This is a genomic window from Pseudarthrobacter sp. 05T312 (genome assembly GCF_056396685.1).
Genome location: NZ_JBFTLY010000012.1, coordinates 55,461 through 80,770, shown reverse-complemented (window position 1 = coordinate 80,770; position 25,310 = coordinate 55,461). Strand labels below are relative to the sequence as shown.

Here is a 25,310-nt window from a genome sequence, read left to right as displayed (position 1 = left end):
CATTTGCGCTTCCGCGCAGAGTACTGGAACCGCCCGGAAGCCGGACGGATTGTCAGGCGGTGGACGCTCCCTGGAGGGTGCTTCCGGCGGCAGGTCCACCGTCCGGGGCCACCGACTGGTCATTGGCCGTGAAGAAACGGTCACACAACCAGCCCGTGAGGTAGAGCCAGGCTCCGATACTGAAGAACGGAACCAGTCCCGGGAGGCAACTGCTGGCAAATACCACTGCCGCGGAGACGAAGAGCAGGATGACCGTTCCCGCCAGGTGCCGCACGGCGAACCGGGATGACATCAGCAGGTACTGCGGCAATGGCAGCTCATACCGGGCGTACATGGGGAACAGGTAGCAGACTGCGCCGGCCAGGAAGATTGCCGCGGCAAGGACTGCCGCCGCCATGGACCGGGCGAAGATTCCGCCACTTCCCGCAAAGTAGTTCCAGTTCAGGACAAGCGCCGCCGTGACGGCCATGACCGGAACCGACAGGAGGTTGGCCCTGGCGAAGTTCCGGAAGTAGGCCGAGGTGAACCCGCGCAGCAGCGGAGCGCCGTCCCCGGCGGCCCTCCTGCGGACCACAATGTGCGCGGCGGCGGTGGCGGGTCCGGCACCAAGTACGCCGGCGCCCATCAGCGTGAAGGCGATCCACAGCAGGTTCAGGCCCGCTATCCACAAGAGCGTGTCGAAAAATGCGTAGGCACGCGCACTGAAGGTTCCGGACAACATGGCACGGCTCCCTTCTGTTCTTCATGGCTTCGGGTGCGGAATATGCGCGTCCGCTCCACCCCAGTAATCGGTTTCTCGAAAATCTAGACCCGGAGTGCCGGCTGGTCAAGTGCAATTTTGAATCGTTACATAAGCCCATCGCCCAAGCTTGCTCCCCTTGCGGTGCAAGGAGGAAAGCGCTTCCCCGCAAATTCTTGAGCCACCCCATGGATGGAAATGCCCCGCAGTTGCGCGGTCGAATCAGGCAACCTGCGATGCGGATTGGGAAAGCCCTTGCCAAGTGCTCCGGAATGCGCTTTCCTAGTAGGGAGAAGAACGTGGCGTAGAACACATGCATCCCCCGATTCCATAGCGGATGCGCAGCACAGCAACTCATGACCTCAAAGGAGAGACAATGACAACGTTTACCCGACGATCGGCGCTGGCACTATTTGCCGGAACTGCCGCTGTGGGGGCGCTTTCCGCTTGCGGCACCGGCGGCGGCGCGAAGAACGCTGATGGTTCCGTAACACTGCGTGTCTCCTGGTGGGGCAACGACGTGCGTAATAGCCAGACCCAGCAGGTTATCGACGCCTTCCAGCAGGCCCATCCGAACATCAAGATCCAGGGCGAGCCCGGCGTGTGGTCGGGGTACTGGGACAAACTGGCCACCCAGACCGCCGCAAACGATGCCCCTGACGTGATCCAGATGGATCTCGCCTACATTGCCGAGTATGGCGGACGCGGCGCGCTCCTGGACCTCTCCAAGCAGAACCAGCTGGACCTGTCCGCCTTCGACCAGAACACGATCAAGGCCGGCCAGTACAACGGCAAGCTGAACGGCATCAGCACCGGCCAGAACGCGCTTGCCGTCTTCGCCAACGTCAACCTGTTCAAGAAGGCCGGCGTCGCCATCCCCGACGACTCGAAGTGGACGTGGGACGACTACCTGAAGACGGCCCAGGCTCTCGCGGCAGCCACTGGCACCTTTGGATCCTCGTATGGTTTGACGGACCAGAGCCTCAACATCTGGCTGCGCCAGCGGGGAGAGCAGCTCTACACGCAGGATGGCCAAACCGGCTTCACCGTGGACGGCGTGGCCTCCTACATGGCGTTCCAGAAGAAACTGATGGACGCCAATGCGGCGCCTCCGGCGAGCGTGGCGCAAGAGGACATCGGCGCCCCCGTCGAGCAGACCCTCGCCGCTACGAACCGGACCGGCATGTCGTTCTGGTGGACCAATCAGCTCGGCGCCCTCCAGAAGGCCACCGGCAGCGACATCAAGCTGCTGCGCGTTCCGAGCCAGGACGGCAACCCCAAGGATGACGGGCTCTTTTACAAGCCCTCGATGTATTGGTCCGCGTCGTCCCGCTCGAAGAACGCGGCCGAAGCGGCGACGTTCATCGACTTCCTCGTCAACAGCACGGACGCTGCCAAGATCATCACCACCGAGCGCGGGTTCTCGACATCCGCGAAGATCCAGGACGCCATCAAGCCCCAGCTCACCCCGACCGACAAGACCGCCCTCGACTACCTCACGGCGATCAAGCCCGAGCTCGGCGACGCGCCCGCTGTCCCGCCGACGGGGTCGAGCAAGGCCGCCGACGCCCTGGGCCGCCACGCCACCGATGTCCTGTTCGGGCGCGCCAGCGCCCAGGATGCAGCCGCTGCATTCAAGTCCGAAGCGGACAACATGATCAAGAGTGCCAAGAAATGAGCGTCCTCACCGAGCTGGGCAGCCTCGGCAAGAAATCCCGAGGCGGACGTGACAACGTCAAGCGGACCTTCAAGGACAACCGCGCCGCCATGGTGTTCCTAGCCCCTTGGATCGTGGGCCTTGTCGCCATCACCATCGGGCCGATGCTGATCTCCCTGTACCTCTCGTTCACGGACTACAACCTGATCCAGGACCCGAACTTCATCGGCGGCGACAACTTCACCCGCATGATGCAGGACGACCGGTTCTGGAACTCCCTGCGGGTCACGCTGACATACGTGATAGTCGGCGTCCCGCTGCAGCTCGGCCTGGCACTGGCCGTGGCCATGGCCCTGGACAAAGGCATCAAGGGCCTGCCGTTCTACCGCTCGGTGTTCTACCTGCCGTCCCTCCTGGGCTCTTCGGTGGCGGTTGCAATCCTCTGGAAGCAGATGTTCGGAACCTCCGGCCTGGTCAACCAGCTCCTGGCCATGGTCGGCATTACCGGCCCTGGCTGGATCTCGGACCCCAGCACCGCCCTGGGCAGCATCATCCTGCTGCACGTCTGGACCTTCGGCTCGCCCATGATCATCTTCCTGGCCGGGCTGCGGCAGATTCCCACCATGTACTACGAAGCCGCAGCCGTGGACGGTGCCGGACGGACCACCCGCTTCCTGAAGATCACCCTGCCCCTGCTCAGCCCGATCATTTTCTTCAACCTCGTGCTGCAGATCATCGGCGCATTCCAGTCCTTTACGCAGGCGTTCATCGTCTCCGGCGGTACCGGCGGCCCGTCCGACTCAACCATGTTCTTCACCCTGTACCTCTACCAGCGAGGCTTCGGCCAGTTCGACATGGGCTACGCCTCGGCGATGGCCTGGGTCCTGCTTGTCATCGTCGGCGCCTTCACCGCCGTCAACTTCTACGCATCGAAATTCTGGGTGTTCTATGACGACTGAATCAGCCCCGCGCGTCACCACCGACGCCCCCCTGTCCACCCCGGGCCCCGCAAACGGCCGCCGGGAGCCCAACACTCCGGCCGGCAATCCGCCCCGCCCCAAGCACCGGGCCAAGAGCGTCCTGAAACACGCGGTCCTGATCGCCACGGCAATCATCATGATCTACCCGCTGCTGTGGATGGTCGTGTCCTCGTTCCGCCCCAGCGAGGACGTCTTCCGGGCCCCGGGCCTGTGGCTCACCGAGGTCCACGCGGAGAACTACGCCACCGGCTGGAACGCCCTGACCTCACCGTTCAGCACCTACCTGATCAATTCGGCCCTCGTGGTCCTGGGCGCCGTGATCGGCAACCTCGTCTCCTGCTCGATGGCCGCGTACGCCTTCGCCCGGCTGGACTTCCGTGGCAAAAAATGGATGTTCGGTGCCATGCTCGTCACGATCATGCTCCCCATCCACGTGGTGATCGTCCCGCAGTACATCCTGTTCTCCCAGATCGGTTGGGTAAACACCTTCGCGCCCCTGATCGTCCCGAAGTTCCTCGCCACCGACGCGTTCTTCACCTTCCTCATGGTCCAGTTCATCCGCGGCATCCCCCGCGAACTCGATGAAGCGGCCAGGATCGACGGCGCAGGCCACCCCCGCATCTTCCTGCAGGTCATCCTCCCCCTGATGACCCCCGCCCTGGCCACCACCACCATCTTCACGTTCATCTGGACCTGGTCCGACTTCTTCAGCCAACTCATCTACCTCACCTCCCCTGACGTGTTCACCGTCCCCGTCGCGCTACGCAGCTTCGTCGACGCACAATCCAGCACCGACTGGGGTTCCATGTTCGCGATGTCCGTCGTAACCCTGCTGCCCGTCTTCATCGCCTTCCTCGTCGGCCAGAAATTCCTGGTCAAAGGCATCGCCACCACCGGCATCAAATAAGCACTGGCCGGGGTGCGTGGCCAAACAAGCACCCCGGCCTTTGCCTGCCCGCTGCACGTCCCGGCGGGCCCCTATTTTGAAGCGCGCCAGCCACAGACGACGGCGCCCCAGACCTGATTGCCCTGCTGGGCCGAATGGAGAACCATGGCAACGCCTGCCGGCGCGGCACTTCCAACAACACTTGAACGGGAATCTGGGGACCGCAGGACCGGCCGGCCCCAACAGGGAAATGCGCCGGCGCGCGTGGCGCTGGTCGGCGTGCACGGCTTCGGTGCCCAGCACCTGCTGAACCTTGAACGGCTCGCCACGGCAGGCGCCGTCGAACTCGTTGCCGCAGCAGATCCCAATCCGCCCGCACCGGGGTCCCTGCCGGCGTCGTCCATGGTCTTCCCGGGGTTGCCCGAGCTCCTGGCCCATACCCCGGACCTGGATGCCATCATTGTGGCCACCCCCATCCAGACCCATGCACCGCTGGGACTTGCAGCGCTGGCCACCCACGCGGACCTCTACCTGGAGAAGCCGCCCGTGGCATCCCTGGCCGACTTCACGCGCCTTGCAGAGGCGGCATCGGCGTCAGGCCGCAGCGTGCAGATCGGGTTCCAAAGCCTTGGTTCGCACGCCCTGGCGGCGATCGTAGACCTCCTGGCGGCCGGTACAATCGGCACGCTCCAGGGCATCTCCACGACCGGGCGCTGGGTCCGGGACAAGGCCTACTACAAACGGTCACGCTGGGCCGGAAAGCGCACCATCGACGGCGTGGACGTCGTGGACGGCGTGGCAACCAACCCGCTGGCGCACGCCGTCGCAACAGCCCTCCGGATCGCCGGTGCACGCACCACCTCCGATCTCGCCTCCGTGGAAACCGAGCTCTACCGCGCCAACGGCATCGAATCCGACGACACATCCGTCATCAGGATCCGCACCACCGCAGGCCTGCCCATCACCTGCGCCCTGACGCTGTGCGCCGCCGGGTCCGTTGAACCCTGCGTGACCCTCCAGGGAACCGCGGGAACAGCGGTGTTCCACTACACCGAAGACCGCCTCACCGTTTCAACGGAAGCCGGCACCACGGAAGAGACCTTCTGCCGGGACGACCTTACGGAAAACCTCCTGGCCCACCGCAGCAACGGCACGCCGTTGATCAGTCCGCTCCTGGACAGCGGCGCCTTCATGCTGGTCCTGGAGGCCATCCGCACCGCACCGGCGCCCGCACTGATCGCCGCGGAACACGTCCGCTGGGAAGGCGAAGGCGACGCCGCGCATGCAGTGGTCGCGGGGATCGAGGCGGCCCTTGAACAGGCCGGCCGGCAGCACGCCACGTTCAGCGAACTTGGACTTCCCTGGGCGCACTCGGCTCCTGTGGCCTTCACGGTTCCCGCGGCCCCATGAACGATGAATCCAGTTCCGGCCAACTCCTGGCCGTCCACCTCCTGACGGACGGGCTCGAAGAATGCCTCACGGCCTCCGGCCACCCGACCTTCGGCTGGGACCTGGCCCAGGCCGGGGACCACGACCCCGGGCGGGCCCGGCAGGCCGCCTATGAAATAGCGCTGGAGGACGGCTCCGGGGCCAAGGCCTGGAGCTCCGGCTGGGTTGCGGACAACAAGCACCGGCATATCCCCTACACCGGTCCCGGGCTGGAAACCGATGCGGATTATGCCTGGCGCGTCCGGGTCCGGGACGCCACCGGAGCCGCCGGCGAATGGTCGGCTGCCAGCCCATTCAGCACGGGCCTGGATGACGCCTCCTGGCAGGCGGAATGGATCCGCCGTACTCCCGGCGGCCGGGCACCGCTCGAGATTCTGGACGGCGCGCTCCGCGTGGCCGGATCGCCTTTCCTCCCCCTCCCCTGCCCGCCAGTGCGCAACTTCACGCTGGAAGCCCGGCTCCGGCCCGTGATGGGCTGGGCGGGCATGATCCTGCGTAGCGGCGGACCAGGGACCGGTGTGCTCCTCGAACTGGACCAGGCCGGCACCGTGGTGCTGCGGCGGACTCCCGCATGGGAGATTCCCGCCGCAGCCACTCCGCCCACCACAGTGCTGGCAAGTGCGGATGCGGGGATCCAGCCGGGGCCGGATGGGGGCTGGCTGGACGTGGCCGTGGCGGACGACGGCAACCGCATCACGGTGTGCGTGAACGGCGCCGAGCTGATGGCGGTGCAGGAGCCGGCCGGGCTGGAGGGGCGCCTGGCCCTGCACCAAGGCCCGCGCAGCCAGGCTGAGTACGCGTCCCTCCGGGTTGTCGCCGGGGGCTCGCCGCTGATGGATCAAAAGTTCGACGGCGGCGCGGAGGCCGGGTGCGACAGCCTGGCCGCCTGGACCCGGACCACTGCCTTCCGCCAGCCTGACGAATGGACGTTGTTCCGCACCACCATTGAGCTCACCGGCGAGGTCGAACGGGCGCGCCTGTACCTGGCAGCCAACCATCACGCACAAGTGTCGATCGCAGGGGTCCACAGCCTCAGCGTGACGTCCTTCGGTTACCCCGGGGAAGGCTACTACGACGCCGCGGACGTCACCGTCGTGCTGGCCGCACAGCCGCAAGGGACGGCGGTCCCGGTGACAGCCCTGCTGCACTGGTACGGCCCGGGCCAGGGCAGGGCCGCGGGACTTCCGGGCCTCCTGGCCCGGCTCAGCGTGCAATACACGGACGGGCGCCGCGAGGTGTTCGGTTCGGGTCCCGGTTGGTCCGCAGGTGAGGCGCCGTACCGGCAGTCGGGGTACCGGAACGACGAGGGCGACCCCGTGGAACACCTGGACGGGGAGGCCGCTGCGTCCCTCAACCCTGCCGACCACCTGCCCGCCGCCATCCTGTGCGGCCACCACCCGTCGTCGGACTTTCCCCGCCTCCACCCGCGCCGCACGTCCCTGGCTGAGGAGTTCGTGGCTCCGCGCGAATTCCTGGCGGCCGGCGACGGCACCCTGGTTGCGGACTTCGGCCAGGTCCTGCCCGGGCGCCCGATGGTCGACTTCCTGGACGGCGTCCCCGGCCGCACCGTGATGCTGCGGGCCGGCTACGTCCTCCGCCCGGACGGCCGGGTGGACGCCGGAAAGACGGCCAGCCAAAACACTGACATGTCCTTCCCCTATACCCAGGCGGCAGGGCCCCAGCAGTTCCGCGCCACCGTGCACCTGGGCTTCCGTTACCTGGAGCTTCCCGGCGTTGATGCTGCTGAGGTGTCCAGGGTCGGTGCTGTGGTGGTCCGCGGACGCCATCCCGGCGAGGGCAGCTTCTCCAGCTCGGACCCGACCCTGGACGCCGTCTTCCGGCTGCTGCGGGATTCGGCGCTGTACGGGGTGCAGGAGCAGTTCGTGGACACACCAACGCGGGAAAAAGGCCAGTTCCTGGCTGACGCCGCGAACATTTCCTACGCCACCATGGCCCTGTTCGGCGAGCATGCCTACACGGCGCAGGCGCTGCGGGAGTTCGGCTGGTCTGCGCGCCGTTACTGGACCGATGGGGAGGACAAAGGGCGCTACAACGCCGTCTACCCCAATGGGGACGGCAAGCGCGACATTCCCGATTTCTCCCTGATGGTCCCGGAGTGGGCCGAGGAGTACCACCGCCGCACCGGGGACCTCGCGCTCATCCGCGAGCTGCTGCCGCACCTTTGCGATACGGCGGACTATGCGCTGCGGTACATTCCCGGGGAAGGCCCGACGGCGGGGCTGGTCACCAGGCTGGGCGGCGGCTCCGGCCCTTACCTGCACGGCATTGTCGACTGGCCCGCGCCTGGCCGGTTCGGGTACGACATGGAGTGTGCGGCCAAAACCACAGTCAACGCCCAGGCGTACTCGGCACTGATGTCAACGGCACGGCTCTGCGGCGCAGTTGGTGACGCGGATGCAGCAGCCCGCTATGCGGCGTCGGCCCGGACCCTGGCCGGTGCCATCCGGTCACGCCTGCGGGTTGACGGGGTGATGATCGACGGCCTCCACGGGGACGGGACACCCAGTTCCCACGCGTCGCAGCACGCCACCTCCTTCCCGCTGTCCCTGGGCATCACCGATCCGGCCGACGCCCAAGAGGATGCCGTCCGGATCGCGGCCATGGGGATGCGGCAGGGGCCGATGACCGTGCACCGGCTGGTCCGCGCTTTGCTGGGCCAGGGCATGACCGACGCGGTCCTGGACCTGCTGACCAACAGCGGCCAGCCAGGCTGGGCCCGGCTCCTGGAACGCGGCGCCACATTCACCTGGGAGGCCTGGGACCTGGTGGACGGCACCGACTACAGCCAGTCCCACGCCTGGTCCGCATCGGTAATCCAGGAGATTCTCGAACACCTGCTGGGCGTCCGGAACGTGACGCCCGGCGAAGTCCTGATTGAGCCGCCGCTGTGCTGCCTGGACCACGCCCGGGGCCGTGTGCCCGCCGGGAACGGCTGGGCGGACGTCAGCTGGCGCCGGCACGGTCCCCTCGTGGAGGTGGAGTGCAGCGTGCCGCCGGGAGTGCTGGCTACAGTCCGGCTGCCGGCAGGTCCCTACGAGGTCAAGGGGCCGACGCCGGATGGGCCGGCCCCCAGGTCGCTTCCGGAAGGTGCAGCCAGTACTGCCGGGACCACCAGGGAATTCCGGGTCCACACTGGAACGTGGACCTTCGCGCCGGAGTGAAGAAGCCAGATGAACACACGAGGAGCCCCAAATATGCAGGAAACCAGCGGCCCGTCCCCTGTCTGGAGCAGGGTGCAGGGCCTCGCCTTCGGAGGCGACTACAACCCGGAACAGTGGCCCCGCAGCGTGCGGGCGGAGGATCTGGAACTGATGCAGGAGGCTGGGGTGAATTTCCTCAGCGTGGGCATTTTTTCCTGGGCCCTGCTGGAGCCGGCCGAGGGTCGGTACGATTTCGGCTGGCTGGACGAGGTCATGGACAACCTCGCGGGCATCGGGGTGAAGGTGGCGCTGGCCACCGCCACCGCCGCTCCCCCGGCCTGGCTGGTCCGCAAGCACCCGGAAATCCTGCCGGTCACGGCTGACGGGACCGTGCTGGGGCCGGGCTCGCGGCGGCACTATACGCCGTCGTCGGCCGTGTACCGCCGCTACGCCACCGGCATTACCCGCGTGATCGCCGAACGCTACAAGGACCACCCGGCCCTGGCCCTGTGGCACGTGGACAACGAACTCGGCTGCCACATCTCCGAGTTCTACGGGGATGAGGACGCGGCCGCCTTCCGCGCCTGGCTGGAGCGCCGGTACGGGACCGTCGATGCGCTCAACGCCTCCTGGGGCACGGCGTTCTGGTCCCAGAACTACGGTTCCTTTGACGAAATCCTGCCGCCGTCCGTCGCCCCGTCCACGCTCAACCCGGGCCAGCAGCTGGACTTCCAACGGTTCAACTCCTGGGCCCTGATGGACTACTACCGGGACCTCGTGGCTGTGCTGCGCGAAGTGACCCCGGACATCCCCTGCACCACCAACCTGATGGCCTCCAGCGCCACCAAGTCCATGGACTACTTCGCGTGGGCCAACGATCTGGACGTCATCGCCAACGACCACTACCTCGTGGCCGCCGACCCTGAACGGCAGGTGGAACTCGCGTTCAGCGCGGACCTTACCCGGGGCATTGCGGGCGGTGACCCATGGATCCTGATGGAACATTCGACGTCGGCCGTGAACTGGCAGCCGCGCAACCAGCCCAAGCTGCCCGGCGAGATGCTGCGCAATTCCCTGGCGCACGTGGCGCGCGGGGCGGACGCCGTGATGTTCTTCCAGTGGCGCCAGAGCTTTGCCGGCTCGGAAAAGTTCCATTCCGCGATGGTGCCGCACGGCGGCCGGGACACGCGGGTGTGGCGCGAGGTTGTGGAGCTGGGCGCCGCGCTGAGACGGCTGGAACCCGTCCGCGGTTCGCGGGTTCAATCCCGGGCCGCCATTGTTTTCGACTATGAGGCGTGGTGGGCCAGCGAGATTGATTCGAAGCCCAGTATCGACGTGAAGTATTTGGACCTGCTGCGGGCGTTCCACCGTGCCCTGTTCCTCCGCGGAATTTCCGTGGACGTGGTGCACCCGTCCGCGTCGCTGGAGGGGTATGACCTGGTGCTGGTGTGCACGCTGTACGCCGTGTCCGATGACTCCGCCGCCAACATCGCTGCGGCCGCCGCAGCCGGGGCCACGGTGCTGGTGAGCTATTTCAGCGGGATTGTGGATATGCAGGACCACGTGCGGCTGGGCGGCTATCCGGGTGCGTTCCGCGAGCTGTTGGGCGTGCGTGTGGAAGAGTTCCACCCGTTGCTCGACGGGTCCCAGCTGAAACTCAGCGACGGGACGGTCTCGTCGGTGTGGAGCGAGCATGTGCATCTGGCCGGCGCCGAGGCGGTACAGACCTTTACGGAGTATCCGCTGGACGGCGTACCTTCCCTCACCCGGCGGCCCGTGGGTTCCGGGGCGGCCTGGTACCTTGCCACGTTCCCGGACCCGGACGGGATCGATGCCCTCTTGGACAGGCTGCTCGCCGAATCCGGGGTTGCCGCTGTTGCCGAGGCCGATGCGGGGGTGGAGCTTGTCCGCCGTCTTTCCGAGGACGGGAAGGGCTTCCTGTTCGCGATCAACCACACGCGCTCGGATGCCTCGGTTACTGCCACCGGCACCGACCTGCTTACGGGTGAGCCCTTTGGCGGCGCGGTTCCGGCCGGCGGTGTTGCGGTAGTCGCCGAGGGCTAGGCACACGCGTCCTGGAACACCCGACGGCGGCACTCGGCTTAGGGTGCCGCCGTTGTGGCTGGATCGTTGTTGGCCGGTAGCTGTTTCTGTTTTAGAGGCTGCTGCGCCTCTTTCGGATGATTGGCGGTTTCTAACCGGCGTCGCAGCAGTTCTTCCGCGAAAATCACCAGGCTGGTTTAGGGGGTAGGAATTATAGGATCGAGACGTGACTCGCACGGACCGGCTCTACGCACTCGTTGAGGAGCTGCGAGCTGTGGCGCCGCGCCCTAGGAGTGCCCGGTGGCTTGCCGAGAAATTTGGTGTCAGTGCGCGCACCATTGAGCGGGACTTGTCGGCGCTCCAACAGAGTGGCGTCCCTATTTGGGCAGAACCTGGACGTTCCGGTGGCTACTGTCTTGATAGGGCGCACACCCTGGCGCCGCTCGGGTTCACCGTTGACGAAGCTCTCGCCGTGACAATCGCGCTTGGGATGCTGGCGACGTCTCCGTTCGGAGACGCGGCCAGTTCTGCGCTCCGGAAAGTCGCTGCCGTCATGGACGATCGACATGTTAGAGAGACTGCGGAACTTGCTATGCGCATCCATCTCCTTGACGAGGGCCCCACGGCAGTGGTGCCTGACGAATTCGCAAAGGCACTCCGATCCGGGCAGGTCCTTCGCATCGCCTACGTCGACAGGAACACCATCATGACTTCGCGGGAAGTCGAACCTATGGGCTACATCGGCAAGGGCCGCGACTGGTATCTGGTCGCCTGGTGCCGTCTCCGGGAAGGCGTTCGTGCGTTCCGTGGCGATCGCATCAGCATGGCTGAACCGACCGGCGAAAAGCCGCCGCAGCGCCCACTGCATCCCGAGGACCTCGGCATAGTCCATGGGGTTCTCCGCGAGGTCAACCCAAACGGAGAAGTCGCTAAACACCGACACTACGGTGTCGGGACATCAATTTAGGCTGGACGGGTCGAGGCAAGACCCCTACATACTGGAGCACCTATGGACTTCGCATCAATCCGCATCATCACCCACGACGTAGAGCGGCTCACCCGTTTCTATGAGACAGTCACGGGCGCGACCGCTCTGCGGCCGGCTCCCGTGTTCGCAGAGATCCGTAGCGGGACATGCGTTATCGCGATCGGGAGCACAGAGACCGTGAGCATGCTTGGTGACCAGGCTCCCAGGTCCGGTAGCAATGACAGTCTCATCATCGAATTCCTCGTGCCGGACGTGGACGCCGATTTTGCTCGACTCCAAGCTGCGCTGGAAAATATCGTGCTCGAACCGACCACCATGCCGTGGGGAAACAGGTCGACGCTTTTCCGCGATCCTGATGGAAACCTTGTCAACCTGTTCTCACGCCCCGCCAGCTGAGCTCAATCACCTCTTCGGCCCCGGAAGGTTGAGTCTGCAGCGCAATCACAGCGCGCGCCCGCTCGGGGATCGCTCTGCGATGCAGTCCCTGACAGCCAAGCTGTCCCGGCGGGATACGAATGCAGTCGCCGTTTGGGCTACTCAGATTCGAAAAAGACAGTCTCAGTAGTTGGGTAAAGGATCCGGCACAGGGACATCGAGGACTAGTCTCACTTCATGAGGCGTAGGTGGGCATTCCTCCTGGCAGGCGGCATCATTGCCGCAGTGCTGATGGTCATCACTGTAATCGCCGGCATGTCCCGGGATCCCAGAGTGTGCCCAGCCGTTGGTTATGCCTACACAGGTCCCGTGGAGTTGCTCTTCTCAACTCCACCGGAATCCGTGGCAGCGTGTTTTGGGGAAGGGTGCATGCCTCAAGCGGTTGAACCTGATGACGAGCGGAAGTGGTTGGTACCTCAATCTGCGCCTTACCGAACCCAGCCGGTCAGCGTCAGCTCAATCCATGTTGAAGCGACTTCTGCGCTCGGCGGCCGAACAGTCCTTAACTTGCCAGTGGAAACGGAATCTACTGGAGAGCATCCATTCGGTGTCGGATGCGGGGGCCCATTCAGGTTCAAGCCCGTGCCGGTCAGCTTTAACTGAAGACCCGCGGGCAAGTGTCCTGGTTCGCAACAGTGTGGCGTCCGGTAGGGGATCCTCTTACGGGACAGTCACCGGGGCCAGCGTCCATGCCGAACTCAAGAATCCTGTCCGCCGCCGAGTGGAGTACCCATCAATCAACCACTTTCAGCAGTGACGGGGATGGTTAGAAGCCGCCTTTTCCACATAGGACGCAAAGACCAATGGAATTGTCGGAGGGTGCTGGAAGACTCTGGCTATGGAAGCGGTTATGGGGGCGGCAACAGTACTGGAGGCGAAGCCTCCGGTACCTTCCATCGCGGATGTCCTGGCGCTGCTTGCCCGGGTCCCGCTTCCTGCTGATGCTGCGGGCATGATTGACCAGATTCGCGGCCTCGAAGACCTGAAATCACTCGCCTGTGCCCGGCAGGCCGATACAACTGTGGCCTTTGATCTATCGCAGCGGCGGGAACAGGCCGACGCCGGGGTCCCGGCCGTCGAGCAGGGTGCCGGGGTCGCGGCGCAGATCGCGCTGGCGCGGCGGGAGTCCCCGGCAAAAGGTTCCCGGCTGCTGGGCCTGGCCAAAGCCCTGACCGGAATGCCGCACACCTTCGCCGCGTTCCGGACCGGGTTGTTGAACGAGTGGCGGGTAACACTGATCGTGAAGGAAACCATCTGCCTGACCCCCGAGGACCGGGCCGGAGTTGATGAGGAACTCGCCCCTGATACCGGCACCCTGAACGGCACGGGAGACAAAGCCATCATCGCCGCCGTCCGGGCCGCGGCGTACCGAAGGGACCCCGCCTCCGTGGCGAAGCGGGCAGCCCGGGCTGTCACGGAACGGGGTGTGAGCCTGCGCCCGGCCCCTGACACTATGACCTACCTGACCGCGCTGCTCCCCGCCGCCCAGGGCGTCGCCGCCTACGCAGCCCTGGTTCGGGACGCCGACACTACCCGGACTGCCGGGGACGACCGGTCGCGGGGGCAGGTCATGGCCGACACCCTCGTCGAACGCCTCACCGGTACCCCCGGCGGCATGAGCGGGGTGGAGATCCAGCTCGTCATGACCGACCGCACCCTCTTCCAGGCCGATGCAGAACCAGCACGGCTCCCCGGCTACGAGACCATCCCCGCCGAACGGGCACGGACCATCGCCCTCACCGGAGGATCCACAATGGCCGCGGCGCCGGCGGCCGGGCACGCGGGTGCGGACGAACTACAGCTGTGGGTCCGCCGGCTCTACACCGCCCCCGGCAGCGGCGAACTCGTGGCGATGGACTCCAAAGCCCGGCTCTTCCCGGCCGGACTGAAACGGCTCCTCCAGGTCCGGGATGACACCTGCCGGACCCCGTACTGCGACGCCCCCATCAGGCACCACGACCACATCACCTCCTGGCACAACGGCGGACCCACCACGAGCAGCAACGGCCAAGGCCTCTGCGAAGCCTGCAACCACACCAAGGAAACACCAGGCTGGACCGCCAAAACCATCCCCGGCCCACGCCACACCGTCGCAACCACCACCCCCACCGGCCACACCTGCCACTCCACAGCCCCACCGCTCCCCGGCACCGCACTTCCGACCGCCGACGTGCCGTCCGCCAACGTGCCGCAGCGGGGCCGCGAGGAATGCCCGCCGCTTCGGGGCGAGTACGGACTGGAGCCCGGTAAGCGGTTGAAGGGCCCCGCCGTCCACGTACTGGGAAGGGTGGCAGCACCACGGGCCCACGGACCGGGGGATGGTCGGCAGCGGTCGCGGCCCAGGGAGAGCAGCGTCCCATAGGGAACCAACGTCAGGCAGCTGCGCTTGGCTCGAACTGCTCTGCCCTTAAACAGCTCCGCCCCGGGGGAACCGCTAGTCCCCCCGGGGCAGAACCGGGTTGGCATATTTGCGCACTGCCTAACCGCGGATGGCTGTCTTCATTTCGTCTGTTGCCTTCTTGCCGGCCTCATCCGGGGACAAGCGTTCAAAGAGGACCTCTGAGGTGTACCGCTTGATGATCTCCTGGATGGCACCGGCACCCTTCGGCGGCGGGGCCGGAGCCTCGCCCAGTTCATCCTTGATCTCGTCAATGAACTTGACCACTTTGGTATCGGCCGGGGTCAGCTTGGGAGCGATAGCCGCACGGACATCCGAATTGGGATACACGCCGCGGTCCGCCAAGAGTGCCTCGCCGGCTTTCACATTGTTGGTGAGGAAATTGATGAACTTTGCCGCCTCCTGCGGGTGTTTGGTGCGTGAAGAGGCAGACCAAAACTGCGAGGCCTTGTACCAAAGCTGGGCCTCATCGGCGGCACCGGCTTTGGAGGGGAAGCGCAGGATCTTCAGGTCGCCGCCGGATGCCTTCTCCAGCGCGGGCGCTTGGTTGGACCACCAGAAGGCCATCGCGTTCTTTCCGGTTGCCAGGCCGCTCTGGTCCAGCGGCGCGGCATCAGCCTCCACCACTTCGGCAGCAGGGGGCACGGCCTTGTTTTGGCTCAACTGCTTCAGGAAGGCCCACCAGCCGGCGATGTCACCCGGTTCGAAGCCCAGCTTGCCGTCTGAGGTGTACAGGGACTTACCGTTCTGTCGGAGCCACACACCGAGGGATGCCTCGTCGGTTCCGTAGGCGGCCGAACCGTACGTACCCTTCGGGGACTTGGCAGTAATGTCCGCCGCGATGCGCCCAAAATCCTCCCAGGTCCACGTGGAGTCATCGGGCAGTGGTACGCCGGCTGCCTGGAAGACCGCGGGGTTGGCCAGGATGGTGGCCGCGTTGATACCGGCAGCAATGCCAGTTAATCCTTTGTCGCTCTTGCCGGCATTCAGCGCTGCCTGGTCAAGCTTTGAGGTGTCAATGCCGTACTTGGAGAGGTCGAGGAGCGCGCCGCGGCTTGAGTATTCGGTGATGTACTTTTCGTCCATCTGGATGACGTCGGGAGCATCGTTGGCCGCCGTCTGGGTGGCGAGCTTGTCCCAGTAGCCACTCCAGTCACCGAACTCCGGCTTTACCGTGATGTTGGGATTTTCGGCCTCGAACGCTGCGATGGCCGCCTGGGTCAGCTGCGCGCGTTTGTCACCACCCCACCAAGTGAAGCGGATTTCCACTTTGCCGTCCGCGCTTTTCGGTGCTGCTCCGCCGCCACAGGCGCTGAGGGCCAGGACGGCAGCCGTCGCGGCAGCAACCGCGGCCGCCCATCGGACACGGCCCTTTCTGGAGCGGCTGGGGGCGCCGGGTGCAGATGCTTCTGGGGGCTGATGTGCAGGCGGCGCAGGACGGGGTGAACGTGGCACTGTGTACTCCGATCATCGTTGATCTGTTGGGGATGGCTGCTGAATGTGAGGGAGAGTGTGAAAGCGCTTTCCGGAACTGATGTTACAAGCTTTAAACTTGTAGAACAAGGTGCTCCACCGGAAAATTGGAAGCGACAGCGTCCCGGCCGCCAAGCGCGTTCAGTCCCAGGCCCGTAGGGGCCCGTGCAACCTGGAACGGCCACCGGTTGACGCGCCAACAACCCTTTGTTAAGTTGGCAGAAACCGTTTTCTTGGAATCTACGCCAGCCGTGGAAACGGCCAGGGCCACTGGTCCCACCCAATACGCGATCCGAGGAAGGAGCCGGCCACAATGAGCCCACCACCACGGCCCAGTGCCATCGCCGGCTACGAGGACTGGCCTGCCTACGTGCGCAGCAACCCCCGGCACCGGACGTCGTCGGGAGCGGCGCAGGAACTATCGGACGCCCTGGGTGTGCCGGGTTCGGTGGCACCGCCGGAAGTGACGGTGCAGTGGGACCAAACGGACGACGGCGCCACCACCTCCCAGCTCAGCTGGCAGTTGGGCTTTGGGCCGCGCACCACGGGTTGGCTTGTGCGGCCTGCCGGGATCCAGGATCCCCTGCCGGGCGTCCTGGCACTGCACTGCCACGGCGGCAACAAGTTCGGCGGCGCGGACCGGCTGGTGGAGCTCCCCGATAACCACCCGTCAGCCGCATCCGCCCGTGCCGGGCACTACGATGGCCGCGCCCTGGCTACTGACATCGCCCGACAAGGCTTTGTTGTCCTGGCCCACGACACCTTCGCCTGGGGCAGCCGCCGCTTCGACCTCTCCGCAGCTCCGTGGCGTACTGCAGCGGCAGTCGAGGCGCAGCACGCACAATGGCGGGAGGACGGCGTCGTTCCTTCCGCTGCGGACGAATACAACGTGGCCGCGGGCTTCCACGAGGACACGGTTGCCAAAACTGCAGGACTGCTGGGCACCAGCCTGGCAGGCATGGTGGCCCATGACGACCTCGCCGCCCTGGAAGTCCTGGCCGCCCAGCCAGGCGTGGTCCAGGACCGGCTGGGCTGCATCGGATTCTCCGGCGGAGGGGGCCGCTCGCTCACCCTGGCGGCCCTGAGCCCCCGGATCAAGGCCTCCGTGGTGGCATGCATGATGACCACTTTCGAATCCCTCCTCCCCGCCTACCTGGACGCACACTCGTGGCTGCTTCAGACTCCCGGCCTCTGGAAGCTGGGCGACTGGCCGGAGCTGACCGGCAGGTCGGCGGCCGCCCGGTTCCTGGTGCAATACGCCCTGGCCGATCAACTCTTTCCGGAGGACGGTATGCGCCAGGCGCACCAACTGCTGGAATCAATCCATGCCGGCACCGACAGGTACACGGGCAGCTTGTGGCCCGGGGGCCACGTATTCACTGCTGCCATGCAGGACGAAGCCCTCGCTTTCCTGGCGCAGGCCTTGGCCCTGCGGCCCATTCACAACACTCCCCAAGGACCCCGATGACCACACAGCATTCCGCCGCCATCCCGCGGGTGGCCCTGGTAGGCGTACACGGCTTCGGCGAGCGCCATCTCGCCAACCTTGCGCGGCTTGAAAAAGCCGGCGCCCTTGAACTGGTAGCTGTGGCCGATCCAAACCCGCCGCACCCGGGCACCCTCGCCGGGTCGGTCGCCGTGTTCCCCGATCTTGCCGCGCTGCTGGCCGCCCAGCCGGGGGCCGACGTCGTCATTATTGCCACCCCCATCCAGACGCATGCCCCGCTGGCGGCCGCGGCACTGGAAGCCAGAATGGATGTCTACGTCGAAAAGCCTCCCGTAGCGTCGCTGGCCCAGTTTGAGCAGGTTGTTGCTGCCGCGAAAGGCAGCGGCCGCCTGGTCCAGGTGGGCTTCCAGAGCCTGGGCTCCCACGCCTTGCCGGCCATCAGGGAGATGGTGGACGCAGGGAACATCGGTACCGTCCTGGGCATCAGTGCCAGCGGACAGTGGCTGCGGACCAAGGCCTATTTTAAGCGGTCGCGCTGGGCCGGGAAACGCAGCCTGGACGGCACCGACGTGGTGGATGGCGTGGCAACCAATGCGCTGGCCCACGCCGTTGCCACCGGGCTGCATCTGGCCGGCGCGCACTCTGCTGCCGACGTCACTTCCGTGGAAACTGACCTGTACCGGGCCAACAGCACCGAAAGCGATGACACCTCCATCATCCGGGTCCGCACCGCGCAGGGAACCACGCTGCTGTGTGCCCTGACGCTCTGCGCGCCTGAACAGCTCGACCCCACCGTGACCGTGCACGGGACGCTGGGCGACATCACCCTCTCCTACACGAAAGACGAGGTGGTCATCACCTCCCCGGACGGCGAGCGCCGCGAGTCGTACGGGCGGACCGACCTGCTGGAGAACCTGCTCGCCGCCCGCGCCACCGGTGAGCCGCTGCTGTGCGGGTTGGAGGACACCGGTGCGTTCACCACCGTGCTGGAGGCCATCCGCACCTCCCCCGCACCGGCCCCGATAGGCGCGGAACACCTGTCCTGGGACGGCGAGGGCGACGACGCCCACCCCGTGGTTCGCGGCATCCCAGACCTGATCCAGCGCGCTGTCAAGGCACAATCCACCTTCGCCGAACTCGGCGTCCCCTGGGCCCGGCACCTTCCGCCCGTCCATACGCTGAGCGTGGACGGCAGCCCCGTAGCCGAGTACCAGGACGGCAGCCACATCCGGGCAGTCTCCTCCCCGCGTCCCTACCTGCATCCGGTCCGCACCCTGGGCGGCACGGTGGTCACGGACCACCAGCCACTGGACCATGTGTGGCACCTGGGCGCCGGGGTGGCCCTGCAGGATGTGGACGGCGTGAACTTCTGGGGCGGACGCACCTACACCCGTGACGCCGGGCAATACGTATGGCGCCCGGACCACGGCAGCATCAGCGCCACGGCCGTACAGCAGACCGATGCCGCCGGCGGACACGGGGGAACCCTGCAGGAGACCTTGAGCTGGAAGGGCCCGGACGGCGCCCCCATCCTCGTGGAGGAACGCACCTGGGCGTGGTCCGGCGTCGCGCCCGCCATCTGGCGCCTGTCCCTGGACTTCGCTCTCTCCCCCGCCGGAAACAAGCCGGTCAGCCTTGGCAGCCCCGGCTCCAACGGCCGGTTCGAAGGCGGATATGGCGGATTCTTCTGGCGCCTGCCCGCCTGCGAAGGGGCCACGGTCTGGACGCCGGCGGGAAGCGGCGAGTCGGCAACGCATGGCAGCGTCACGCGTTGGCTCGCCTGGGCGGGAACATTCGACGGCGGCCCGGCCACCTTGGTGTTCGCCGCCCCCGACCATGCTGCGGACCCGTGGTTCGTGCGGGTGGACGGCTACCCGGGCGTCGGGCAGTCCCTGGCGTGGGACAGCCCCGTTATCGCCCGGCCGGGCAGCCCGGTGCGGCGCAGCATCACCGTTTTCCTGGCCGACGGCTTCCTGGCCACGCCCGACATTGAAACATTGATCCATCAGCAGGGGGACCCCTCATGACCGAGACAACAACCACGGCTGTTCCCGGGCAGGAGCGGCGCCTGGCTCCCGGAGCGCCGGCAGACCGCGCCATCAAGCGCCGGCGCGTCCTGGACATCCTGGATTCCGCGGGCCGCGACTCCCTGCTCCTGACCACGAACACGGCCCTCACCTGGTACCTGGACGGCAGCCGGGTGCACATCAGCCTGGCCGGAGACCCCATCGCCGCCCTCCTGGTGGACCGCGATGGCGACCACCTGGTGACTTTCAACAATGAAGCTGCCCGGATTGCTGCCGAAGAGCTGCCGGCCGGCGTTACCCTGCACACCGCCCCCTGGTACGGGGACCTGCACCAGGCTGCGGCCGCCGTCGGCAGTTCCTCCGCTCCACCGCTGGCGGAAGCGGACGCTGCTCTCCAACTGCGCGCCGCCCGCCAACGGCTCCTTCCCGCGGAGAGCGGCCGCTACTCCCGCCTGGGCGCGGAGCTGGCAGGCATCATGACGGACGTCCTGTCCGCTGCCCGGCCGGACACCACGGAATTTGAACTCGCTGCAGCTCTTGCCGGGCGCGTGGTGGCGGCCGGCGCGGAGCCCCTGGTGCTCCTGTGCAACGGCAGCTCCCGCAGCACCTTCCGCCACCCGCTGGCAACGCATTCCCCCCTCGGCAGGCGTGCAATGGCGGTGGTCTGCGCCCGCCGCGACGGCCTCATTGCCAACATCACCCGCTGGATAAGGTTCGACGACGGCACCCCCGAAGAGCGCGACGCCGAGGCCCGCATCGCGGCAGTTGAGGCGGACATCTTCGACGCCACGGTCCCCGGCGCACGGCTGGACAGGATCTTCGCCGAGATCCAGGCCGCCTATGTCCGCCATGGTTTCGGGGCGGACCAGTGGGAGCAGCACCATCAGGGCGGGCCGGCCGGCTACGCGGGCCGGGACCCGAGGGTGACCTCCGCCGCTACGGACACGGTGGTCCCGGCCCAGGCCTTCACCTGGAACCCGTCCGGTCCGGGCGTCAAGATCGAGGACACGGTGCAGCTCACGGAGAACGGGCTGCAGGTCCTCACCGTGGACCCGCGCTGGCCGGTGGCCACCGTAAACGGGCTGGACCGGCCGGTGACGCTGCAACTGTAGGAAACACAAAGAAATCCCCCGGAGCCGAATGGCTGCGGGGGATTTCTTCTTGGCCGGTTACGGCAGCTGCAGTTCACCGTCCACGCGGCGGGGAATGCGCAGCGGGTTGCCGTCGTGCAGTGCCGGGTGCAGGACGGATTCGGGGGCGTCCTGGTAGGCCACGGGGCGCTGGAACCTGCGGACCGCCGTCGCGCCCACCGAGGTGAACAGCGATGTGGTGGCCGGGTAGGGACCGCCGTGCTGCTGGGCCCAGTTCACGGCGACACCCGTGGGCCAGCCTTCGAACAGGACGCGTCCGGCGAGCCCGGACAGCTGCTCCACCAGGCCGGCAATGTCCTCGCCGGGCTGGGCATGGAGGGTGGCCGTCAGGCTCCCCGGAACCGCGGCCAGCACTGCGGACAGCTCGTCCTGGTCCGCGTACTCGATGAGGATGGTGGTGGGGCCGAAGCACTCTTCGAGCAACTGTTCCGGATTGTCCAGCACGTTGGCCGCGGTGGTGGCGAAAACCACCGGGGCCGCACCGTTGGCGGTTGCGTCCTGGTCCACGGTGCCGCCCACCACGTCCACCCCGTCCACGGAAGCAAAGCTGCGCAGCCCGGCCGGGTACGCCTCCGCGATCCTCCCGGTCAGCATGGCATGGGCGGGCTTGTCCTTGCTGGCCTCGGCCACGTCGGCCGCGAAGGATGTTCCGGCGGGGATGAACACCAGGCCGGGCTTGGTGCAGAACTGGCCGGCACCAAGGGTGAAGGACCCGGCCAGCCCCGTGGCGAGTTCCGCGGAGCGCTCACGCAGCGCGGCCGCCGTGATGACCACGGGGTTCAGGCTGCCCAGCTCGCCGTAGAACGGGATGGGGTCCGGACGGGACGTGGCGAGGTCGAACAGGGCACGGCCGCCGGGAATGGACCCGGTGAAGCCCACGGCTTTGATGGCGGGATCCTGCACCAGTGCCGTGCCCACGTCGCGGCCGCTGACCAGTGCGAACAGGCATTCCGGTGCGCCCGCCCCGCGGAGAGCCTCCGCGACGATGGCGGCGGTCCGTTCCGAAAGGCGGAGGTGGCCCGAGTGCGCCTTGACGATCACGGAACAGCCGACGGCGAGCGCCGAGGCGGTGTCGCCCCCGGCCACGGAGAAGGCAAAGGGGAAGTTCGAGGCTGAGAACACCGCGACGGGGCCAATGGGCCGCAGGATGCGGCGCAGGTCCGGCTTGGGCGGGGTGGCAGAGGGGTCCGCGTGGTCGATGATCGCTTCGAGGTAGGAGCCCTCGGTGATGACGCCCGCGAACAGCCGCAGCTGGCCGGTGGTGCGTGCCACTTCCCCCGTCAGGCGGGGGACGCCCAGGCTGGTTTCGGCGTCGGCGATCTCCACCAGCTCGGCGGCGTTGGCGTCCAGCGCGTCGGCCACCGCGTGAAGCCATCCCGCACGCTCAACATCAGAAGCGGCGGCGGAGAGCCTGGCTGCCGCCGTGGCGGCGGTGGTGAGTCCGGGCAGGGAAAGCGTTGCTGTTGTCACGTCAGGTACCTGTTCTTTTGGAATTCTTGGCTACAAAGCGTCCCGGAAGCGGAACCCCAGTCCGGGCTGGTCCGTGAGGGTCACGCGGCTGTTGCTGAACCGCACGGGCGCCGGCCCGTCCAGGATCCCCAGCTGCCCGAACGACGCCTCCTCGACGTCCTCCACCAGGGTGGCCTCCGCCAGGGTCAGTGCCAGTTGGCCGGAGAGTTCCGGCAGCAGGTGCGGCATGACCTTGATGCTGTGGGTACGGGCGAGCTCCACGATCCGCCGGAACGGGGTGATCCCACCCACCCGGATAATGTTCGGCTGAATAATGTCCACCGCCTCTGCCTCGATGAAATCGCGGAACCTGTAGATGGTGTGCAGGTTTTCGCCGAGGGCGATGGGGACCGGGGAATGCTTGCGCAGCCTGCGGTAGGCCCACAGATCGTCCGCGCGGAGGGGTTCCTCCAGCCAGTCCAGCCCGAATTCACCCAGGACTTCCAGCGCGCGCAGGGTGGTGGGCAGGTCCCAGCGCTGGTTGGCGTCGATCATGAGCCTGCGGTCCGGTCCCAGGACTGACCGTACTGCTGCCACGCGTTCGGCGTCCTCGCGCAGGTCCGGCTTGCCCACCTTGATTTTGACCGCGCGGTGCCCGGCAGCGACCCAGCGTTCGGTCTGTGCGACGAGCTCGTCCAGGGTGTAGTGCAGGTTCACCCCGGAGCCGTAGACCTCAGCCGAATCCTGCCGCTGGCCCAGGAGGCCGGTGACGGACGTCCCAGCGCCGCGCGCCTGCAGGTCCCACAGCGCAAGGTCCACGCCGGCCATCGCAATGGTGGTGAGGCCGCCCCCGCCCGCTTCATGCAGCCGTTTCCACAGGGCGTCCCAGACAGTCTCGGGGTTCGACGGCAGGCCGCTGACAAACGGAGCGATGTCGTAGTCCAGCAGCGCCTTGACCGCCTGCGGGCCGATGGTGGGCGTCCAGGAGAAACCGTGCCCCGCACCGCCGTCGTCCGTGTGAAGCTCAGTGACGATCACGTGGTTCTCCGGCGCCTCCGCGCCCCAGTGCCGGCGCAGCGGCACGGTAAGGAGCCGGGTGGACAGGCCGGTGATGCGAGGGGTGCTTCGTGTGGCCGCGGCCGCCGGGGCGCTCATCAGTGCCCGGCCAGCTCGTAGCCCCTGGCGAGGATGGCCTTGAGCTCCACCAGCTGGTCCTCCGTGGGATCCACCAGCGGCGGCCGTACCGAACCGACTGGCAGTCCACCCAGCCGCAGGCCGGCCTTGATCAGGGACACCCCGAACCCCGGAGTCTGGTCGCGCAGGCGGACCAGGGGCGCGTAGAACCCTTCGAGCAGGGCGTTGCGGCGGTCCTCGTTCCCCGCTGCGTAGGCGTCGTAGTAGGCCTTTGCGATTTCCGGTGCCATGGCGAACGCCGCGGAGGAGTACAGCGGGATGCCCAGGCCGCGGTAGGCGCCCTGCGTCAGTTCAGCCGTGAGGAGTCCGTTGAAGAAGGCGAAGTCGGTTCGGCCCGTTGCGTTGACGGCAGTGACGATTTCCTGGGCCAGGCCAACGTCGCCCAGGCCGTCCTTGAAGCCTATGACCTTGGGGTTCGCGGCCAGCTTGGCCATGGCAGCGGCGGTGAACTTTGCGTTGCCGCGGTGGTACACAATGACGGGCAGGCTGCTGGCGTTGGCGACCGCCTCGATGTAGGCCACCAGGCCGTCGGTGGGGCCGGTGACCAGATAGGGCGGGAGCACCAGGAGGGCGTCGGCGCCGGCCTCTTCAGCTGCCCGGGCGGCCGCAAGGGCGTGTCCCAGCGGTCCGCCGGCACCCGCCACGACGGGAACCTTCCCGGCCACAACCTCGACGGCGGCCGCTACCACGGTGCGGACCTCGTCGATGCTGAGGGCGTGGAATTCGCCGGTGCCGCAGGCAGGAAAGACGCCGCCGGGACCAAAGGGCAGCCGGGAGCCGATGTGCTCCCTGAGCAGTTCCACGTCAACGGCGCCTTCGGCCGTGAACGGGGTGACGGGAAAGAACAGTACGCCGTCGAATTTCATGGTGTCTCCTTGCCGCCGCTGCTGGCCTCAACCAGCGCGGAAGCCTCGTCGTTGAGGGGATGGTGGGACGTGAGTTCAGTGCGCCAGCTGCGCCTGGGTTGCCAGCCCAGGAGTTCCTGGGCTTTCGCGATGGAAAAGGCGGGGCTGGTGCCGGTGAGGCCCGCGCTGAGCGCTTCGCTGCCTGGCAGGTACCTTGGCATCAGCTCCGCGAGCGGGGCCGTTGCGAGGGCGTCGGCGGCGCCCACGAAGAAGGTTTCCCCGTTGGGAATGGCGTCCATCTTTTGGAGCAGCAGGTCCAGGAAGTCCGCGACGTCCCGCGCATCAACGTAGTTGAACAGCGCAGGTGCGGAGAGGGCGGGGTCGGCGAGGCGTTCGGCGAGGGTGTGGCCCTGCTGCGTGGGGGCGCCTTCCCATTCTTCCGGGGAGATGACGAAGCAGGGGCGGAACGCGGCGTACCGGATCTTCTCCCCTTGCGCGGCGGCGAACATCTGCATGGTCTGCTCCGCGATGAGCTTGGACAGCGCGTAGGCGTTCCAGGGCTTCGGCGGGGTCCGTTCATCAAGCGGGAACGACGGCGGCAGCCAGCCCGCCGGGCAGCCGTAGCCGAGGACCGTGGGGCTGCTGGCCGTGACAATCTTCGGCACCCCCACCTCCGTCGCCGCGCTGATCACGGCGAAGGCGAGCCGGGTGTTCGTGGCGAAAATGACGTCTTCGGGCGCACTGAACGGCACCGCGATCGCCGCAAGGTGGATGACGGCGTCGGGCTTGGCGTCCCGGAAGAGACGCAGTGCCTCGCCCGGGGCCAGGAGGTCAGCGGTTTCCTGGACGACGCCGGGCGGCAGCAGTCCTGCGGGTACGGCTTCGCGGTCCACGGAGGTGACGTGGTGGCCCGCTTCGGCCAGGCCCGCCACCACGCTCCGGCCCAGGCGGCCGGAGCCGCCGGTGACAAGGATCCTGCTCATGGTGC

The 25,310-nt window shown here is 66.9% G+C and carries 18 protein-coding genes; 12 read left to right on the top strand and 6 right to left on the bottom strand.

Annotation, left to right across the window (positions count from 1 at the left end; all coding sequences use genetic code 11):
* Window positions 1-52 precede the first annotated feature (52 nt).
* Entirely contained in the window at window positions 53-721 is a 669-nt protein-coding gene (locus AC1DIP_RS15265; protein WP_476207119.1) for a DUF624 domain-containing protein, read from the bottom strand.
* A 394-nt stretch (window positions 722-1,115) separates the two neighbouring features.
* Between AC1DIP_RS15265 and AC1DIP_RS15260 the strand changes: the two genes are divergently transcribed.
* The 9 genes from AC1DIP_RS15260 (at window position 1,116) to AC1DIP_RS15220 (ending at window position 14,700) form a co-directional block, all read left to right on the top strand.
* Window positions 1,116-2,417, top strand: coding sequence for an extracellular solute-binding protein (locus AC1DIP_RS15260; protein WP_476207120.1), 1,302 nt, complete (start codon window positions 1,116-1,118; stop codon window positions 2,415-2,417).
* Window positions 2,414-3,355: an ABC transporter permease subunit gene (locus AC1DIP_RS15255; RefSeq protein ID WP_476207121.1), complete on the top strand. Its 942-nt coding sequence runs from the start codon at window positions 2,414-2,416 to the stop codon at window positions 3,353-3,355. Before AC1DIP_RS15260 ends, AC1DIP_RS15255 begins: the two co-directional genes overlap by 4 nt.
* Window positions 3,345-4,283, top strand: a complete 939-nt coding sequence (locus AC1DIP_RS15250; protein ID WP_476207123.1) for an ABC transporter permease subunit — start codon at window positions 3,345-3,347, stop codon at window positions 4,281-4,283. The genes AC1DIP_RS15255 and AC1DIP_RS15250 overlap by 11 nt, the downstream gene beginning before the upstream one ends.
* Before the next feature lie 144 nt (window positions 4,284-4,427).
* Entirely contained in the window at window positions 4,428-5,672 is a 1,245-nt protein-coding gene (locus tag AC1DIP_RS15245) for a Gfo/Idh/MocA family protein (RefSeq protein ID WP_477734224.1), read from the top strand.
* A complete protein-coding gene (locus tag AC1DIP_RS15240; protein WP_477734223.1) occupies window positions 5,669-8,893 on the top strand; it encodes a family 78 glycoside hydrolase catalytic domain in 3,225 nt (1,074 codons plus the stop codon). The genes AC1DIP_RS15245 and AC1DIP_RS15240 overlap by 4 nt, the downstream gene beginning before the upstream one ends.
* 33 nt (window positions 8,894-8,926) lie before the next feature.
* The gene (locus tag AC1DIP_RS15235) at window positions 8,927-10,936 is read left to right on the top strand and encodes a beta-galactosidase (RefSeq protein WP_477734222.1); all 2,010 of its coding nucleotides are present in this window, start codon (window positions 8,927-8,929) and stop codon (window positions 10,934-10,936) included.
* A 205-nt stretch (window positions 10,937-11,141) separates the two neighbouring features.
* Window positions 11,142-11,882: a helix-turn-helix transcriptional regulator gene (locus AC1DIP_RS15230; protein ID WP_477734221.1), complete on the top strand. Its 741-nt coding sequence runs from the start codon at window positions 11,142-11,144 to the stop codon at window positions 11,880-11,882.
* A gap of 42 nt (window positions 11,883-11,924) precedes the next feature.
* Window positions 11,925-12,299: a VOC family protein gene (locus tag AC1DIP_RS15225; protein WP_477734220.1), complete on the top strand. Its 375-nt coding sequence runs from the start codon at window positions 11,925-11,927 to the stop codon at window positions 12,297-12,299.
* An 877-nt stretch (window positions 12,300-13,176) separates the two neighbouring features.
* Window positions 13,177-14,700 carry an HNH endonuclease gene (locus AC1DIP_RS15220; protein WP_477734219.1) on the top strand — a complete coding sequence of 508 codons (1,524 nt, stop codon included), beginning with the start codon at window positions 13,177-13,179 and terminating at the stop codon, window positions 14,698-14,700.
* A 117-nt stretch (window positions 14,701-14,817) separates the two neighbouring features.
* Here AC1DIP_RS15220 and AC1DIP_RS15215 read toward each other — a convergent pair whose 3' ends face one another.
* The gene (locus AC1DIP_RS15215; protein WP_477734218.1) at window positions 14,818-16,191 is read right to left on the bottom strand and encodes an ABC transporter substrate-binding protein; all 1,374 of its coding nucleotides are present in this window, start codon (window positions 16,189-16,191) and stop codon (window positions 14,818-14,820) included.
* Window positions 16,192-16,522: 331 nt separating this feature from the next.
* Between AC1DIP_RS15215 and AC1DIP_RS15210 the strand changes: the two genes are divergently transcribed.
* From AC1DIP_RS15210 to AC1DIP_RS15200, 3 genes are read left to right on the top strand one after another with little or no spacing between them, the layout of a single operon-like run.
* Entirely contained in the window at window positions 16,523-17,677 is a 1,155-nt protein-coding gene (locus tag AC1DIP_RS15210; RefSeq protein ID WP_477734217.1) for a dienelactone hydrolase family protein, read from the top strand.
* A complete protein-coding gene (locus AC1DIP_RS15205; RefSeq protein ID WP_477734216.1) occupies window positions 17,674-19,683 on the top strand; it encodes a DUF6807 family protein in 2,010 nt (669 codons plus the stop codon). The genes AC1DIP_RS15210 and AC1DIP_RS15205 overlap by 4 nt, the downstream gene beginning before the upstream one ends.
* Window positions 19,680-20,795, top strand: a complete 1,116-nt coding sequence (locus AC1DIP_RS15200) for a M24 family metallopeptidase (RefSeq protein ID WP_477734215.1) — start codon at window positions 19,680-19,682, stop codon at window positions 20,793-20,795. Before AC1DIP_RS15205 ends, AC1DIP_RS15200 begins: the two co-directional genes overlap by 4 nt.
* 57 nt (window positions 20,796-20,852) lie before the next feature.
* On the opposite strand, the gene AC1DIP_RS15195 is transcribed toward AC1DIP_RS15200, so the two are convergent.
* From AC1DIP_RS15195 to AC1DIP_RS15180, 4 genes are read right to left on the bottom strand one after another with little or no spacing between them, the layout of a single operon-like run.
* On the bottom strand, window positions 20,853-22,304 hold the full coding sequence (locus AC1DIP_RS15195) for an aldehyde dehydrogenase (NADP(+)) (RefSeq protein ID WP_477734214.1): 1,452 nt from the start codon (window positions 22,302-22,304) through the stop codon (window positions 20,853-20,855).
* 30 nt (window positions 22,305-22,334) lie between these two features.
* A complete protein-coding gene (locus AC1DIP_RS15190; RefSeq protein WP_477734213.1) occupies window positions 22,335-23,438 on the bottom strand; it encodes a mandelate racemase/muconate lactonizing enzyme family protein in 1,104 nt (367 codons plus the stop codon).
* The gene (locus tag AC1DIP_RS15185) at window positions 23,438-24,343 is read right to left on the bottom strand and encodes a 5-dehydro-4-deoxyglucarate dehydratase (protein WP_477734212.1); all 906 of its coding nucleotides are present in this window, start codon (window positions 24,341-24,343) and stop codon (window positions 23,438-23,440) included. The genes AC1DIP_RS15190 and AC1DIP_RS15185 overlap by 1 nt, the downstream gene beginning before the upstream one ends.
* Window positions 24,340-25,305, bottom strand: coding sequence for an NAD-dependent epimerase/dehydratase family protein (locus AC1DIP_RS15180; RefSeq protein WP_477734211.1), 966 nt, complete (start codon window positions 25,303-25,305; stop codon window positions 24,340-24,342). Before AC1DIP_RS15180 ends, AC1DIP_RS15185 begins: the two co-directional genes overlap by 4 nt.
* Between the last annotated feature and the right edge of the window lie 5 nt (window positions 25,306-25,310).

Bases quoted from the DNA above. Each gene is read 5' to 3' on its own strand.
- AC1DIP_RS15185 (WP_477734212.1), bottom strand. From the start codon at position 24,343: ATGAAATTCGACGGCGTACTGTTCTTTCCCGTCACCCCGTTCACGGCC.
- AC1DIP_RS15190 (WP_477734213.1), bottom strand. From the start codon at position 23,438: ATGAGCGCCCCGGCGGCCGCGGCCACACGAAGCACCCCTCGCATCACC.
- AC1DIP_RS15250 (WP_476207123.1), top strand. From the start codon at position 3,345: ATGACGACTGAATCAGCCCCGCGCGTCACCACCGACGCCCCCCTGTCC.
- AC1DIP_RS15225 (WP_477734220.1), top strand. From the start codon at position 11,925: ATGGACTTCGCATCAATCCGCATCATCACCCACGACGTAGAGCGGCTC.
- AC1DIP_RS15260 (WP_476207120.1), top strand. From the start codon at position 1,116: ATGACAACGTTTACCCGACGATCGGCGCTGGCACTATTTGCCGGAACT.
- AC1DIP_RS15235 (WP_477734222.1), top strand. From the start codon at position 8,927: ATGCAGGAAACCAGCGGCCCGTCCCCTGTCTGGAGCAGGGTGCAGGGC.
- AC1DIP_RS15265 (WP_476207119.1), bottom strand. From the start codon at position 721: ATGTTGTCCGGAACCTTCAGTGCGCGTGCCTACGCATTTTTCGACACG.
- AC1DIP_RS15245 (WP_477734224.1), top strand. From the start codon at position 4,428: ATGGCAACGCCTGCCGGCGCGGCACTTCCAACAACACTTGAACGGGAA.
- AC1DIP_RS15220 (WP_477734219.1), top strand. From the start codon at position 13,177: ATGGAAGCGGTTATGGGGGCGGCAACAGTACTGGAGGCGAAGCCTCCG.
- AC1DIP_RS15200 (WP_477734215.1), top strand. From the start codon at position 19,680: ATGACCGAGACAACAACCACGGCTGTTCCCGGGCAGGAGCGGCGCCTG.
- AC1DIP_RS15180 (WP_477734211.1), bottom strand. From the start codon at position 25,305: ATGAGCAGGATCCTTGTCACCGGCGGCTCCGGCCGCCTGGGCCGGAGC.
- AC1DIP_RS15240 (WP_477734223.1), top strand. From the start codon at position 5,669: ATGAACGATGAATCCAGTTCCGGCCAACTCCTGGCCGTCCACCTCCTG.
- AC1DIP_RS15205 (WP_477734216.1), top strand. From the start codon at position 17,674: ATGACCACACAGCATTCCGCCGCCATCCCGCGGGTGGCCCTGGTAGGC.
- AC1DIP_RS15255 (WP_476207121.1), top strand. From the start codon at position 2,414: ATGAGCGTCCTCACCGAGCTGGGCAGCCTCGGCAAGAAATCCCGAGGC.
- AC1DIP_RS15210 (WP_477734217.1), top strand. From the start codon at position 16,523: ATGAGCCCACCACCACGGCCCAGTGCCATCGCCGGCTACGAGGACTGG.